This window comes from Streptosporangium sp. NPDC006930, from assembly GCF_040635605.1.
Classification (GTDB): Bacteria; Actinomycetota; Actinomycetes; order Streptosporangiales; family Streptosporangiaceae; genus Streptosporangium.
In genome coordinates this window covers 344,422-357,381 of sequence record NZ_JBEYID010000004.1, presented here as the reverse complement: position 1 = coordinate 357,381, position 12,960 = coordinate 344,422, and the positions used below count along the sequence as shown (strand labels likewise).

Genomic DNA, 12,960 nt, shown 5'->3' with positions numbered 1-12,960 from the left:
GGGGGGCGCCCCCCCCGGGCGGCCGTGGGCGGTCGCGGGGGCCGGTTTTGGGCCCGGGGGGGGGCCGCCCCCCCGGGGGGGGGCCCCCCCCCCCCGGCCGGATGGGCGCCCCGGGACCGGGGCGTGATCGCGCTCCACCCCTCACGAGCGCCCCCAGGGGGGCGACGCCGGATCGGCCAGGCGACGACCGCGCCCGGAGCAGGCATGTTTACCCCCTCCTCTGGAGGAGAGGGGACCTGTCGAAGTGGACAAAACTTCACAACGGGAGGGATAACACCATGGGTCACGACGACAAGATCGCCAACAAGACCGAAGAGCTCGGGGGCAAGGTCAAGGAAGGCGCGGGACGCGCCACCGGTAACGAGCGGCTTGAGGCCGAAGGCAAGGCCGACCAGACCGAGAGCAACCTCAAGCAGGCAGGGGAGAAGGTCAAGGACAGTGCGAAGAAGGTCAAGGACGCCTTCAAGAGCTGACTCGCGACTCATATGGCGGTGGGGGCCCGGTTTTCCGGGCCCCCACCGCCATGTCGGGAGGAGTCCTTGCCGGGCCCCTGTCCGCCCTCGTTGGGCGGGGCCCCATAGAACACCCGGTCAAAGGGGGCGGCTCTCAGGAGGCCGGGCCGACCTCCGGTTCCGGTGCCCCGTCACCGGACGTGTCCTCTCCCCCGTCGCCCGCGACCTCACCGTCGGCCTCGTCCTCGGTCTCGGTCTCGGCCTTGGCCTCGCTCACACCCTCCGGCCTTTCCTCTTCAGGAGTGCGGCGCGCGTCATCAGGATCCGCCAGGAGTGGTCGCTCGGGGAAGGTCGTGTCCGCCCCCGACCGCTCCGCCACGACCCTGCTCTCGCCGTCGATGCCCCGCGGACCCGCGGGCGGCGGATCCTGCTCGGGGGCGTCACTTTCGGCATCGGTGCTCTCGGCACCGGTACTTTCGGTGCCGCCCGTCTCGGCATCTTCACGCTCGGCCGTGTCTTCGCTCGTCTCAGGAGTGTCCGTCATGCCGACCCCCTCCCCTGACAAAGTCCAAATATGTCGCCGGCAGGCATGGGGCCGGTCAGCCGGGTAGGGAAACCCTCGACGAAGGGAGCGAGATCATGACGGTCACCCGGTTTCAGGATCTGCCACTGGCCGAGCACGACAGGGCCTGGGACGGCGAAGCGGCCGAGAAACGCGTCCGATCATGGTCGGACGCCGAGGAGGAGCCCAATGCCCGATACCGAGAGGCCCATCTCTGGTACGACGGCGACGAGCCGGACAACTTCGGGAGTTACAAACTTCCCATCGCCGATGTGATCGACGGCAGGCTCAAGGTGGTGCCGCACGCCGTACGAGCCGCGGGAGGGGTCCTGCAGGGGGCCAGGGGCGGGGTCAAGGTGCCCGAGGAGGACCTCGGCCGGATCAAGGCCCACCTGGCCAGGTACTACGCCAAGATGGGCGAGAGCGCCCCCTGGGAGTCCTGAGGGGATGACGCGCTTCGCGTTCGAATTCGACCCGGCGTGGCGGATACCGCTGCTGGTGGTCGGGGTGAGCCCCGGGAGGGCCTTCGCCGAGGTCCGCGAGGGCGATCTCTCGGTTCGCTTCGGCCCCTGGTCGCTGCGCACGCCCCTGTCCAATGTCGCGGGCACCACCGTGACCGGCCCGTACGCTCCGTGGAAGGCCATCGGACCGCGCCTGTCGCTCGCCGACCGCGGGGTGACGTTCGGCACCAGCACCAGGCGGGGCGTGTGCGTCCGGTTCCACGTCCCGGTGCCCGCTCTGGCACCGGGACGTTTCCTGACCCACCCGGCCGCAACTCTCACGGTCTCCGATCCCGAAGGACTGGTGGAAGCCCTCGGGCAGTCGCCCGAGACGTGAGCTGGACACATGACAGAGGGGCATCCGGGTAAAAGGGGCGTTCCAACCAAGGAGGGAAACATGACGGCCGAAGGAGAGATGCCGGAGGAGACTTCGGCGAGCGGGAAGCCCATGGTCGCGGCCACCCCGCGCGACGTCGTCCACATTCGCCTGGGCTCGTTCGCCCTGATAGCGGCGATCGGCCTCGGGGTGCTCGGTTTCGTGGCCGGAATCACCTGGCTCACCGTCGTGATGGCCGTGCTGGCCGTGATCGCGATCGTGGACATCGCCCTGGCGGTGCACAGGCAGTCGCGTTCCGCTCCGGGTACGACGACGGAAGCCGGCTGAGCCGCCGCGTTCGGCGCCGTCAACGGGTCGCGACGGGGCGGGTCCCGGCCGTGTCGTCCGCCGCACCTCGGCGGACGGCGGCGCCACAGGCGCCGTGACGGCGAACGGCGCCGGGCGTGATGACCACGCCCGGCACCGTCGCGCCTCGCCCATTACCGTTTTCTACTTTTTCCTGGTTTACCAGTAGGTGTAGACAACGGGGCGGTAATAGGACTGGAAGCCGAAGGGAACGTAATTGTTGTAGAAAGTGAATGGCGAATACCTGTTGTAGTAGGTGTAGGGGCCGAAGGGGTCGTGGTTGTTGCTTCCGGCGACCACCGAGACCTGCTGTGGCGCCACGCTTGCCCCGGCGGGCTGAGCCGACACCGTCATGCCGACGATCAGGGTGGAGGCCACCAAGGTGCCGGCGGCGAGAGCCTGCTTGAACATGAAAGATCACTCCGTGTCTGATGGTTGAACCCGGCATGCCGCCAGGACTTACAGGGCGCCGATCGGATTTCCAGGAAATATGACGAATCGATGCCACGTAAGACGCTAGTTCAGAGCCATAACGACCTTCGCCCCAGAAAGGACAAAGCCTTGGTCCGGGATCATTTCCGGAAAGGAACGGCGGAGGTTACATCCGAGCGGCTCCTCCGCTCCCCCAAGGAAGCGGCTTCTCACCGAGCCGCCCGCGCGGCATGGAGATCACGAAGCCCGCTCACGCCGGGGATCCACCACGCGTCCGCGCGGGCCCGCGCATCGGCAACCCGAACCGGCCGGTCCATCCCAGCCGGTCCAGCAGATAGGCCACCCCGCGCACGGTGTAGGAGACCTGGAACCTCTCCGCGATCACCACGGCGACACGCGCGGTGGTCCAGTGGCCGTCGTCCCAGCCGTGGGCGGCGGCGCCCTCCTCCAGGGTCGCCTCCAGCCGGGCCAGTTGCTCGTCGGTGAGCTTCCTGCCGCCGGCGGCGCCCCTGGAGACCAGTGCCGCCCTGCCGCCCCGTCTCCAGAGCGCGTACCACTCGTAGGCGGACTTGCGGGTGACTCCCAGCAGCCGGGCCACCCGCGCGGGCGCGATCTCCCCGGCGAACATGTCGGCGGCCCGGAACCGCAGCCTCTCGCGCCTGGCTCGCTCCTGCGCCGACAGCCCACCGCCCCTGTCTGAATATCTCATACTTTAAGGCTCTCACCTGGGCAAATGGGACCTAACAGGCGCCCGCCCCCGTGTCACCCCCGAGCTTCTCTGCCGGGCCGGGTGAGAGGCGTGCCCGGCCCCGGAGCGTCGGGGACGCGATGGCGGCGCTCCTGAGCAGGGCGCCGTTCCCGCGCGGACCCCGGCGCGTGGGCGGGAACGGAGACCGCGCTCGCCACGGCCGGCCCACCCCGGTGTCAGACACCCACCGGATGCCAGACCGTCTTGATCTCCATGAAGGACCTGATCCGGGAGACGCCGGGATCGGCGGCGGTCCAGTCGTCGTGAAGGCCCGGCCGCAGGACCCGCTTGAGGGTGGTCGCCGCGCTCTCCTCCAGCTCGGAGGCGAGGTCGCCCGCCCCGGTCAGGTCGAGGGCGTTCACGTCGGCGTGGCCGGCGAGTGGCGGGGCGAGCTCACCCAGGCGTCCGGTCAGGATGTTCACGACCCCCGCCGGCAGGTCCGAGGTGGCCAGCGCCTCGGCGAGCGTGACGGCGGGGAGCGGGGCACGCTCGCTCGCCACCAGCACCGCCGTGTTGCCCGAGGTGATCACCGGCGCCAGCACCGAGACCAGTCCGAGCAGCGGGGAGTCGGCGGGGGCGATGACGCCCACGACCCCGGTCGGCTCGGGCTCGGAGTGGTTGAAGAACGGACCCGACACCTGGTTCGCCCCGCCGAGAACCTGGCCGATCTTGTCGGCCCAGCCCGCGTAGTAGACCCAGCGGTCGATGGCGGCGGACACCAGCCTCTCGGCCCCCGCCCTGCTCACCCCCTCGGCCGCGGCGGTCTCCTCGGCGAACTGGGCCCGGCGCCCCTCCATCATCTCGGCCACCCGGTACAGGATCTGGCCCCGGTTGTAGGCGGTACGGCCGGACCAGCCGGGAAACGCCTTGCGCGCCGCCACCACGGCGTCGCGCGCGTCCTTGCGGGACGCCTGGGCCGCGTTGGCGAGATGGACCCCGCGGGAAGATGTCACCGGATAGGACCTGCCTGACTCCGAGCGAGGGAACGCCCCGCCGAGATACAGCTTGTACGTCCTGCGCACGGCGACGCGTGCCGGCGCGGGGAACGGAGGGTCGGTTCTGTCAGCCAAGGTATGCCTCCAGCCCGTGCCGGCCGCCCTCGCGGCCGTAACCGGACTCCTTGTATCCGCCGAACGGGCTGGCGGGATCGAACATGTTGAAGGTGTTGGACCACACGACGCCCGCGCGCAGCCGGCTCGCGGTCCACAGCATCCGGGAGCCCTTCTCCGTCCACACCCCGGCGGACAGGCCGTACGGCGTGTTGTTCGCCTTGGCGACGGCCTCCTCCGGTGTGCGGAAGGTGAGCACCGAGAGCACCGGGCCGAAGATCTCCTCGCGGGCGACCCTGTGCGCCTGCGTGACGCCGGTGAACACGGTGGGCGGGAACCAGAAGCCACGCTCGGGGATCGGACACGCCGGTGACCAGCCGCTCACGCCCTCCGCCTCGCCTGCGGCGACCAGTTCGCGGATCCTGGCGAGTTGCGCGGCCGAGTTGATCGCCCCGATGTCGGTGTTCTTGTCCAGCGGATCGCCCAGCCGCAGCCGCTCGATCCTGGTGCGCAGCTTCGCCAGCAGCTCCTCCGCGATCGACTCCTGCACCAGCAGCCGAGATCCCGCGCAGCACACGTGCCCCTGGTTGAAGAAGATCCCCGAGACGATCCCCTCCACGGCCTGGTCGATCGCCGCGTCGTCGTACACGATGTTGGCGCCCTTGCCGCCCAGCTCAAGGGAGAGCCGCCTGCCCGTGCCCGCCACGGCGCGGGCGATCTCTCTGCCCACCTCGGTCGAGCCGGTGAAGGCCACCTTGTCGGCGTCCGGGTGGGCGACCACGGCCCGGCCGGTGTCGCCGGCGCCGGTCACGATGTTCACCACGCCGGGCGGCAGTCCCGCCTCCTGGCAGATCTCGGCGAACGCCAGCGCGGTCAGCGGGGTGGTCTCCGCGGGTTTGAGCACCACCGTGTTCCCGGTGGCCAGCGCGGGCGCGACCTTCCAGGCGAGCATCAGCAGCGGAAAGTTCCACGGGATGACCTGCGCGGCCACGCCCAGCGGGCGCGGCGAGGGGCCGAGCCCGGCGTGGGCCAGCTTGTCCGCCCATCCCGCGTGATAGAAGAAGTGTGCCGCGACCAGGGGCAGGTCGACGTCCCTGGTCTCCTTGATCGGCTTGCCGTTGTCCAGCGATTCGAGCACGGCCAGCTCGCGTGCGCGCTCCTGGATGATGCGCGCGATCCGGAACAGGTACTTGCCGCGCTCCGCCCCCGGCAGCGGCGACCAGACCCGCTCGAAGGCCCGCCGGGCCGCGGTGAAGGCGCGGTCGACGTCGGCCTCGGAGGCGACGGCCACCTCGGCCAGCGGCTCCTCGTCGGCCGGGTTGATCGTGACGATCCGCTCGTCGCTCTTGGCCTCGACGAACTCGCCGTCGACGAACAGGTCGTAGGACGGCCGGATCGACACGGTCGACCGTGACTCCGGCGCGGGCGCGTACTCGAAGATCTCCTCCGTCATGTGATCGGAGTCCCCCTAGTCGATCGTGTAGTAGTCGGGCCCGGCGTAGTGTCCGGTGTTCAGCTTGGTGCGCTGCATGAGCAGGTCGTTCAGCAGGGTCGAGGCGCCGAGCCTGAACCACGCCGGATCCAGCCAGCCCTCCCCCGCCACCTCCTTGACCAGCACCAGGTAGCGCATCGCGTCCTTGGTGGTGCGGATGCCGCCCGCGGGTTTCACCCCCACCCGCCGTCCGGTGGCGGCCAGGTAGTCCCGCACCGCCTCCAGCATGACCAGGGTGACCGGCAGCGTGGCGGCGGGCGTGACCTTGCCGGTGGAGGTCTTGATGAAGTCCGCCCCGGCGTGCATGGCGAGCCAGGAGGCCCGCCGCACGTTGTCGTACGAGACCAGCTCCCCGGTCTCCAGGATGACCTTCAGGTGCGTCTCGCCACAGGCGTCCTTCACCGCCGCGATCTCGTCGAAGACCTTGCGGTAGTCGCCCGAGAGGAACGCCCCCCGGTCGATGACCATGTCGATCTCGGTGGCGCCGGCGGCCACCGCCATACGCGTGTCGGCCAGCTTCACCTCCGGCGACGTGCGGCCCGAGGGGAAACCCGTGGCGACCGAGGCGAGCCCCACCCCGCTGCCGGACAGCCTCTGGGCGGCCACCGACACCATGTCCGGGTAGACGCAGAGCGCGGCGACCGGGGGCACGGTCGGGTCGGCGGGGTCGGGACGCATCGCCTTGCTCGCCAACGCGCGTACCTTGCCCGGGGTGTCCGCCCCCTCGAGCGTGGTCAGGTCGACCATCCGGATGGCCAGGTCGATCGCCCGGCGCTTGGCCGTGGTCTTGATGGACCGGGTCGCCAGGTCCGCGGCCCGCCGGTGCACGCCGACCTGGTCGACCCCCGGCAGTCCGTGCAGATAGGCCCGCAACGAGCCAGGGACGGTGTCAGGCACGAGCGCCCCGCCTTTCGATGAGCATGTTGAGGATGAGGGCGACCAGCAGGATCAGGCCGGTCACCACCATCTGGAAGAAGGAGCCCAGGCCGAGCAGGTTGCACAGGTTGCGCAGCACCGACAGCAGCAGCACCGCCACGAACGTGCCGAACACCCCGCCCCGGCCGCCGAACAGGTTGGTGCCGCCGAGCACGACGGCCGCGATCGCGTCCAGCTCCAGCCCGCTGAAGGCGGTGGGCTGGCCCACGGTCAGCCGGGAGGTGAGCAGCACCCCCGCGAGCGCGGCGAGCGCGCCGGACACCGCGAACACGGCGGTGATCACCCCGCGCACCGGCAGGCCGGACAGCCGCGCGGCCTCCTTGTTGCTGCCGACCGCGTAGACGTACTCGCCGAAGGTCGTGCCCCGCAGCACCACGGCGGCGAGAATCGTGATCACGACGAACACGATCCCGATGATCGGCACGTAGCCGATGAACCCACCGCCGAGGAGCTGGAACGTCTCCGAGCCGCCGCCGCCCGCCGGTTTGCCGTCGGTGAGCAGGTAGGTGAGCCCGCGAATGGCCGTCAACCCGGCCAGCGTGGTCATGAACGAGGGCAGCGACAGGTAGGCGGACAGCCCGCCCATGAGCGCGCCGAACAGCGCGCCCACCGCGACGCTGAGCAGGATCGCCGGTACGAAGTGCACGTCCGACCCCATGAGCAGGGCGACCGTCATCCCGCCGAAGGCGGCCACGCTGCCGACCGACAGGTCGATCCCCGCGGTCAGCACCACCATCGTCATGCCGATGGCGACGATCCCGGTGAGCGACGACTGCTGCAGCAGGTTGGCGATGTTGCGGCCGGTGAGGAACTGCGGGGCCAGCAGCGTCGCGACGACGCACAAGGCGATGAAGACCAGCAGCAGGTTGGATTTGACGATCAGGTCGGTGCCGCGGCGCGACCTGGAGCCGCCGGGGTCCTTGGTCGCCGGGGTGGCGGATCCGATCGATGTGGTCATGGAGTCGCTCCTGTGATGACGGTGTGCGCGATGACGTTCTCCGGGCTGACCCTCGGGTCGAAACACGCGACGTTGCGGCCCTCGTACAGGACCTGGATGCGGTCGGCGTTGGCGGTGAGCTCGGTGAGCTCGCTGCTCGCGAGCAGTACCGCCACCCCCTGGTCGGCCAGGTGTCGCACCTGCCGGTAGAGGTCCGCCTTGGCCCCGACGTCGAGGCCGCGCGTGGGCTCGTCCAGCAGCAGGACCCTGATCCCGCCCCGGGTGATCCACTTGGCCAGCACGACCTTCTGCTGGTTGCCGCCCGACAGCTCTCCCACGAGCTGGTCGGGTCCGGCGGACTTGATGCCCAGACCGGTCAGCGCCGGCCGGGTGAGCCGCCGCCCGAGGCGGCCGGGCAGCAGCCACGGGGGCCGGCCGATCGCCGCGATCGCCGCGTTGCGGCCCACGGACAGGCCGAGCATCAGCCCCTGCTCCTTGCGGCTCTCCGGCACCAGCGCGAACCCGGCGCGTACCGCCGCCGACGGGCTGCCCACGCGCATCGGGCGCCCGTCCAGCTTCGCGGTGACGTGTGCCCTCAGGTCGCCGAAGAGCGCGCGCAGCAGGGTCGTACGGCCCGCGCCGCCGAGCCCGGCGAGCCCGACGATCTCCCCCGGCCGCACCTCCAGGTCGCGTACGTCGATCAGGCCCGGCAGGTGGACCCGGTCCACGCTCAGCAGCGGCTCGCCCTCGGGGGCGGGGTGGTCGGTGGGGCGTATGAGTTCCCTCGCCTCGCCGATCATCGCGGCGACGATCTCGCCGGGGCCGGTCGAGGCCAGGTCGTAGACGCCGACCGTACGGCCGTCGCGCAGCACCGTGGCACGGTCGCCGATCTCCATCACCTCGTCCATCCGGTGCGAGATGAAGATCACCGAGCGTCCCTCGGCGGTGAGCGACCTGATGACGTCGAAGACGGCGAGCAACTCGCTCTCGCCGAGGGTGGCGGAGGGCTCGTCCATCACGATCACTCGCGCGTCGGCGGTGAGCGCCTTGGCGATCGCGGTGAGCTGCTGGGCCGCGATGGGCAGCTCCCTGACCGGCGTGGTCACCGAGAAGCGCGCGCCGACCCGGTCCAGCGCCTCGCGGGCCAGCCGCGCCCGCCGGGACCTGCGCACGAACGGGCCGAACCTCGGCGTCCTGCCCAGCAGCAGGTTCTGCGCGACGGTGAGATCGGGCAGCAGGTCCAGCTCCTGGTAGATCACGGCGATGCCCGCGGCGAGCCCGGCGTGCGGGGTGGCGGCCCTGAAGGGTTCCCCGTCGAGCAGGATCGTGCCCTCGTCCGGCTGGTAGGAGCCAGAAAGGATCTTCATGAGCGTGCTCTTGCCTGCGCCGTTCTCGCCCAGCAGGCAGTGCACCTCGCCGGGGCGTACGGTCAGCTCCACGCCGTCCAGGGCGACGGTGCCGGGGAAACGCTTGACGATCCCGGCCATCCGCAGCCTCGGGTGCTCGGCGGTGTCCGTCATGGCTCCTCCCTCGTCTCCCTCGTCGCGGTGTCCAGCAGGTAGGTCGCGCTCTGGTCGTCGGTGATCAGCACGTCGCAGAGACGGCTCACCACGACCGCCCGGCACACCGCGTGTTTCGCCGCGCCGCTGACGAGCGCGACGGAGGTGGTGGCCGAGCGCAGGGCGTCCAGCGAGAGGCCGAGCGTGCGCCCGTCCAGGCCCGGATCGACGATCCGGCCGCGCTCGTCGACGAAGCGGCCGAGCACGTCGCCGACCGCGCCGGCCCGTGCCAGCCGGGTGACGTCGTCGGCGTCGATCTGGCCGGAGTCCACCAGCACCGAGTCGCTGCCCATGCCGCCGGGACTGAACAGGAACAGGTCGGCGCGGGTGGCGAGGGCGAGCACGTCGGAGACGGCCCGGTCGCTCTCCAGCACCGCCCGGGTGCTTTCCTGCTCCAGGATCGCCGGGGCGGGCAGCAGCGTCGCGGTGCCGCCGCCGTGGTGCGCGATCAGGTTCGCCATGCTGTGCGCGGTGGTCGGCTGCCGTGATCGGCTGTGCGCGCCGTTCACCTGCACCACGTTGACGCCCGTGGCCCACCCGGGGGTGAGCCCACCGGCCAGCCGGTCGAGCGTGCGTCCCCAGGAGACGCCGATCAGCTGGGGCGCGGGACGCATCGCCATCAGGTGGTCGGCCCCCGCGGCGGCCACCCGGTCGCGCAGGTACTCCGGGTCGTTCCTGGCGTTCCCCGCCACCACGATCGCCTCGCGCAGACCGAACCGCTCCTTGAGCGAGCGCTCCAGGGCGTGCACCCGGGAGCGGGGGTGCAGCACCTCGATCCTCACGATCCCGGCCTGGCGGGCCTCGGCGAGCATCCGGCCCACCTTCCAGCGGGTGAGATGCATGCGGTGGGCGATCTGCTCCTGGGTCTCCCCGCTCTCGTAGTAGCGGACGGCGACCTGGTAGAGCTGGTCGTGATACTCCACGGGAATGCTCATGTCAGCCCGTCCCCTCGTTCAGGTGCGCTCAGCCGGTGCGCGATCGCCGTGGTGGCGGCGGTCGCCGCGAGATAGTCGTCGTAGCCCTGCCGGTACGGGTTCCGGTGCTCGGCGACCGGCTCGACCACGCGGATCCTCGGCTCGTAGTGTGCCGCGGCCTCGGCCAGCGAGGCGTGCCATCCCGCACCCACCGAGGCGATCACCGAGCAGGCGCGCAGCGTGAGATTGTCCCCGGTGACCAGGCTGATCGGCCGGCCGAGCACGTCGGCGGTCGTCTGGAGCCACAGCTCGTTGTGCCGGATGCCGCCGGAGACGAAGACCTCCTCCACGCCGATCCCTCCCGCGACGAAGGAGTCGATGACCTGGCGGGTGCCGTACGCGACCCCTTCCACGGCCGCCCGGTAGACCTGCTCGGGGGTGCTGGCGAGGGTCAGCCCGAGCACCGCGCCGCGCAGCCGCGGATCGCGCAGCGGCGTGCGGTTTCCCATGAAGTAGTCCAGGACGATCAGTCCGTGCTCGACCGGCGGCAGCGCCGCCGCGGCCTCGATGAGCCCGCCGATCTCCGGCCTCGGCCGCCCGATGAGCCGCTCGCCCGCCCAGGCCAGCACCGAGCCCGCGCTCACCTGACCGCCCTCCACCAGCCAGTGCCCCTCGCGCAGCGCGTCCGGGTACGGGCCCCACACGGTGGAGGGGAAGACCGGTTCCGCGATCTCGGTGACGAACGCGTTGGACGTGCCGCACACGATCGACACCCGCCCCTCGCGGGCGCCCCCGACGGCCAGCAGGGACAGGTGCGCGTCGATCCCGCCGGAGGCGACGACGGCGGGGCCGGTGATCCCGAGCTGTTCGCAGGCGTCGGGGCCGAGGTGCCCCACCGGGTCACCGACCGGCACGATCTCGTCCGGCAGCTTGTCGCCGAGGTCGCCGATGCCGAGCTTCTCGTACAGGTCGTGCGGGAACCCCGCTCCGCGCGGATCGTAGTTGCTCTTGCAGACCGCGTTCATCTGCGATCCGGCCCACCGCCCGGTGAGCCGCCACACGATGTAGTCCACGGCCTCGACGACGCGTGCGGCGGCGCGGTAGATCTCGGGCTCGTGACGGGCCAGCCACATGGCCTTGGGCACCAGCCACTCCACCGCGTCGCAGTCGCCCGAGTAGCGCAGGGCCGGGTGGTCGATCTGCGCGGTCAGCGCCGACTCCTCGCTCGCCCTGCCGTCCATCCACAGCAGGGCCGGGCGCAGGGGGCGCCCGTGGCGGTCGAGCACGGCGACCGTCGAGGCGGTGGTCGCCACCGCGACACCGGCGATCTCCGGGTTCCCCGCCTCGGCGAGCGCCGCCCGCGCGGCGTGGACGCTCGCCCGCCACCAGTGGTCCGGGTCCTGCTCGGCCCAGCCCGGCCTGGGGAAGGTGGTCGGGTAGGAATCGTCGCCCGCCCCGAGCCGCGCGCCGCCGACGTCGTAGACCGCCGCGCGGGCGCCTTCGGTTCCCAGGTCGAGGGCGAGGAAAGCGCTCACGGTCACCCCTCGTTCGGCAGGAACAGGACCTTGGAGCTGAAAATGGAGCGTTCGCCGAGGCTGACCATGGTCTCGGGAAGCGCGTCCAGCCCCAGCTCATGCGTGATCATGAACTTCCAGGCGAGGTCGCCGGAGGCGAGCGTCCTGGCCGCCACCCGCCACTCCTCGCCCGGGAACGGCGCGGAGAAGGAGTTCCACGCGCCGTGCAGGGTGACCTCGCGGCGCAGGAAGGAACTGAAGGTGGACTTGGGCAGCACCACGGGGTCGTGCGGGATGCCGATGAACACCGCCTCCCCGTGCCGTCCGGCCAGGCCCACGGCCTGGTCGACGGTGGCGGGCACGCCCGCGGACTCGATGACCACGTCGTAGCCCTCTCCGGCCACCTCGGCGGCGGCCTCGGCGCTGACCGCGGTGTGCGTGGCCCCGGCCTCCGTCGCCATGGCCGCCTTCCGCTCGTCCAGTTCGATCACGAGCACCTCGGCGGCCCCGGCGATGCGCGCCCACTGCACGGCGAACAGCCCGATCGGGCCTGCGCCCACCACCGCAACCCGGTACCCGCCGCGCATCTTCGTGCGCCACAGGGCGTGCAGCGCGATCGCCGCCGGGTCGAGCATCGCCGCGGCCCTGGGGTCGAGGCCGTCGGGGAGCACCATCAGGTTCTCGGCCGGTACGGAGACGTACTGCGCGTACGCTCCGTCCCTGCGGCTGCCGAAGTAGCCGTAGTCCTTGCACAGGCCGAACCGGCCCTGGCTGCAGGGTCCGCAGGCGTGGCAGGGGATGAGCGGCGGCACGGTGACCAGGTCGCCCTCCCGCACCCGGCCGGTGGCCGACAGCCGCTCGCCCATCCGCACCACGTGCCCGGAGAACTCGTGGCCGCAGATGATCGGGAAACGGTAGGCCCCGGCACGCAGCATGCGCGGGATGTCCGAGCCGCACACTCCGCACGCCGCGACGCGGACGAGCGCCTCGTCGGGGCCCGGTGTGGGCACGGGTACCTGCTCGACCCGGATGTCCCCGGGGGCGTGGAGCACTGCGGCCTGCATGGTTTCCGGCATTTCTTCTTTCTTCCTCGTCTTCTGCTTCTCGCGTGTCGGTCGTCGCGGGCCGTGTCTTCCAGGGGTCTTCCAGGGGACTTCCCGGGGTCTTCCACGGCCCGGACCAC

Annotated in this window: 15 protein-coding genes; 4 read left to right on the top strand and 11 right to left on the bottom strand. The window is 71.2% G+C overall.

Translation table 11 applies throughout. The annotated features are described in order from the left end of the window. Positions 1 to 278 precede the first annotated feature (278 nt). Complete coding sequence (locus tag ABZ664_RS10220; protein WP_362505991.1) at positions 279 to 473, top strand: CsbD family protein; 195 nt, start codon at positions 279 to 281, stop codon at positions 471 to 473. A gap of 133 nt (positions 474 to 606) precedes the next feature. Here the strand turns inward: ABZ664_RS10220 and ABZ664_RS10215 are convergent, their stop codons facing one another. Continuing rightward, positions 607 to 996: a hypothetical protein gene (locus tag ABZ664_RS10215; RefSeq protein WP_362505988.1), complete on the bottom strand. Its 390-nt coding sequence runs from the start codon at positions 994 to 996 to the stop codon at positions 607 to 609. 95 nt (positions 997 to 1,091) lie between these two features. On the opposite strand from ABZ664_RS10215, the gene ABZ664_RS10210 reads away from it, so the two are divergent. From ABZ664_RS10210 to ABZ664_RS10200, 3 genes are read left to right on the top strand one after another with little or no spacing between them, the layout of a single operon-like run. After that, on the top strand, positions 1,092 to 1,457 hold the full coding sequence (locus tag ABZ664_RS10210) for a hypothetical protein (RefSeq protein ID WP_362505985.1): 366 nt from the start codon (positions 1,092 to 1,094) through the stop codon (positions 1,455 to 1,457). 4 nt (positions 1,458 to 1,461) lie between these two features. After that, complete coding sequence (locus ABZ664_RS10205) at positions 1,462 to 1,851, top strand: hypothetical protein (protein WP_362505982.1); 390 nt, start codon at positions 1,462 to 1,464, stop codon at positions 1,849 to 1,851. Positions 1,852 to 1,911: 60 nt separating this feature from the next. Then, positions 1,912 to 2,178, top strand: coding sequence for a hypothetical protein (locus ABZ664_RS10200; RefSeq protein ID WP_350949216.1), 267 nt, complete (start codon positions 1,912 to 1,914; stop codon positions 2,176 to 2,178). A gap of 177 nt (positions 2,179 to 2,355) precedes the next feature. Here ABZ664_RS10200 and ABZ664_RS10195 read toward each other — a convergent pair whose 3' ends face one another. The 10 genes from ABZ664_RS10195 to ABZ664_RS10150 all read right to left on the bottom strand — a co-directional run bounded on the left by ABZ664_RS10195 (position 2,356) and on the right by ABZ664_RS10150 (position 12,853). Further along, positions 2,356 to 2,607, bottom strand: coding sequence for a hypothetical protein (locus ABZ664_RS10195; protein WP_362505979.1), 252 nt, complete (start codon positions 2,605 to 2,607; stop codon positions 2,356 to 2,358). Between the two features lie 271 nt (positions 2,608 to 2,878). Continuing rightward, positions 2,879 to 3,337 (bottom strand): winged helix-turn-helix domain-containing protein, encoded by a 459-nt coding sequence (locus ABZ664_RS10190; protein ID WP_362505976.1) that lies wholly within the window; start codon positions 3,335 to 3,337, stop codon positions 2,879 to 2,881. Between the two features lie 215 nt (positions 3,338 to 3,552). Then, positions 3,553 to 4,446, bottom strand: coding sequence for an aldehyde dehydrogenase family protein (locus ABZ664_RS10185; protein ID WP_362505973.1), 894 nt, complete (start codon positions 4,444 to 4,446; stop codon positions 3,553 to 3,555). Continuing rightward, positions 4,439 to 5,878, bottom strand: a complete 1,440-nt coding sequence (locus ABZ664_RS10180; RefSeq protein ID WP_362505970.1) for an aldehyde dehydrogenase family protein — start codon at positions 5,876 to 5,878, stop codon at positions 4,439 to 4,441. The genes ABZ664_RS10185 and ABZ664_RS10180 overlap by 8 nt, the downstream gene beginning before the upstream one ends. Before the next feature lie 15 nt (positions 5,879 to 5,893). After that, positions 5,894 to 6,814 carry a deoxyribose-phosphate aldolase gene (deoC, locus tag ABZ664_RS10175; protein WP_362505967.1) on the bottom strand — a complete coding sequence of 307 codons (921 nt, stop codon included), beginning with the start codon at positions 6,812 to 6,814 and terminating at the stop codon, positions 5,894 to 5,896. After that, complete coding sequence (locus ABZ664_RS10170; protein WP_362505965.1) at positions 6,807 to 7,811, bottom strand: ABC transporter permease; 1,005 nt, start codon at positions 7,809 to 7,811, stop codon at positions 6,807 to 6,809. Before ABZ664_RS10170 ends, deoC begins: the two co-directional genes overlap by 8 nt. After that, positions 7,808 to 9,310 carry a sugar ABC transporter ATP-binding protein gene (locus ABZ664_RS10165; protein WP_362505961.1) on the bottom strand — a complete coding sequence of 501 codons (1,503 nt, stop codon included), beginning with the start codon at positions 9,308 to 9,310 and terminating at the stop codon, positions 7,808 to 7,810. The genes ABZ664_RS10170 and ABZ664_RS10165 overlap by 4 nt, the downstream gene beginning before the upstream one ends. Further along, complete coding sequence (locus tag ABZ664_RS10160) at positions 9,307 to 10,284, bottom strand: sugar-binding domain-containing protein (protein WP_362505958.1); 978 nt, start codon at positions 10,282 to 10,284, stop codon at positions 9,307 to 9,309. The genes ABZ664_RS10165 and ABZ664_RS10160 overlap by 4 nt, the downstream gene beginning before the upstream one ends. Next, positions 10,281 to 11,798 (bottom strand): FGGY-family carbohydrate kinase, encoded by a 1,518-nt coding sequence (locus ABZ664_RS10155; protein ID WP_362505955.1) that lies wholly within the window; start codon positions 11,796 to 11,798, stop codon positions 10,281 to 10,283. The genes ABZ664_RS10160 and ABZ664_RS10155 overlap by 4 nt, the downstream gene beginning before the upstream one ends. Before the next feature lie 2 nt (positions 11,799 to 11,800). Next, positions 11,801 to 12,853: a galactitol-1-phosphate 5-dehydrogenase gene (locus ABZ664_RS10150; RefSeq protein ID WP_362505952.1), complete on the bottom strand. Its 1,053-nt coding sequence runs from the start codon at positions 12,851 to 12,853 to the stop codon at positions 11,801 to 11,803. Positions 12,854 to 12,960: the final 107 nt, after the last annotated feature.

Coding starts and splice junctions, on each gene's coding strand:
- ABZ664_RS10220 (WP_362505991.1), top strand. CDS start 279: ATGGGTCACGACGACAAGATCGCCAACAAGACCGAAGAGCTCGGGGGC.
- ABZ664_RS10215 (WP_362505988.1), bottom strand. CDS start 996: ATGACGGACACTCCTGAGACGAGCGAAGACACGGCCGAGCGTGAAGAT.
- ABZ664_RS10210 (WP_362505985.1), top strand. CDS start 1,092: ATGACGGTCACCCGGTTTCAGGATCTGCCACTGGCCGAGCACGACAGG.
- ABZ664_RS10205 (WP_362505982.1), top strand. CDS start 1,462: ATGACGCGCTTCGCGTTCGAATTCGACCCGGCGTGGCGGATACCGCTG.
- ABZ664_RS10200 (WP_350949216.1), top strand. CDS start 1,912: ATGACGGCCGAAGGAGAGATGCCGGAGGAGACTTCGGCGAGCGGGAAG.
- ABZ664_RS10195 (WP_362505979.1), bottom strand. CDS start 2,607: ATGTTCAAGCAGGCTCTCGCCGCCGGCACCTTGGTGGCCTCCACCCTG.
- ABZ664_RS10190 (WP_362505976.1), bottom strand. CDS start 3,337: ATGAGATATTCAGACAGGGGCGGTGGGCTGTCGGCGCAGGAGCGAGCC.
- ABZ664_RS10180 (WP_362505970.1), bottom strand. CDS start 5,878: ATGACGGAGGAGATCTTCGAGTACGCGCCCGCGCCGGAGTCACGGTCG.
- ABZ664_RS10170 (WP_362505965.1), bottom strand. CDS start 7,811: ATGACCACATCGATCGGATCCGCCACCCCGGCGACCAAGGACCCCGGC.
- ABZ664_RS10165 (WP_362505961.1), bottom strand. CDS start 9,310: ATGACGGACACCGCCGAGCACCCGAGGCTGCGGATGGCCGGGATCGTC.
- ABZ664_RS10160 (WP_362505958.1), bottom strand. CDS start 10,284: ATGAGCATTCCCGTGGAGTATCACGACCAGCTCTACCAGGTCGCCGTC.
- ABZ664_RS10150 (WP_362505952.1), bottom strand. CDS start 12,853: ATGCCGGAAACCATGCAGGCCGCAGTGCTCCACGCCCCCGGGGACATC.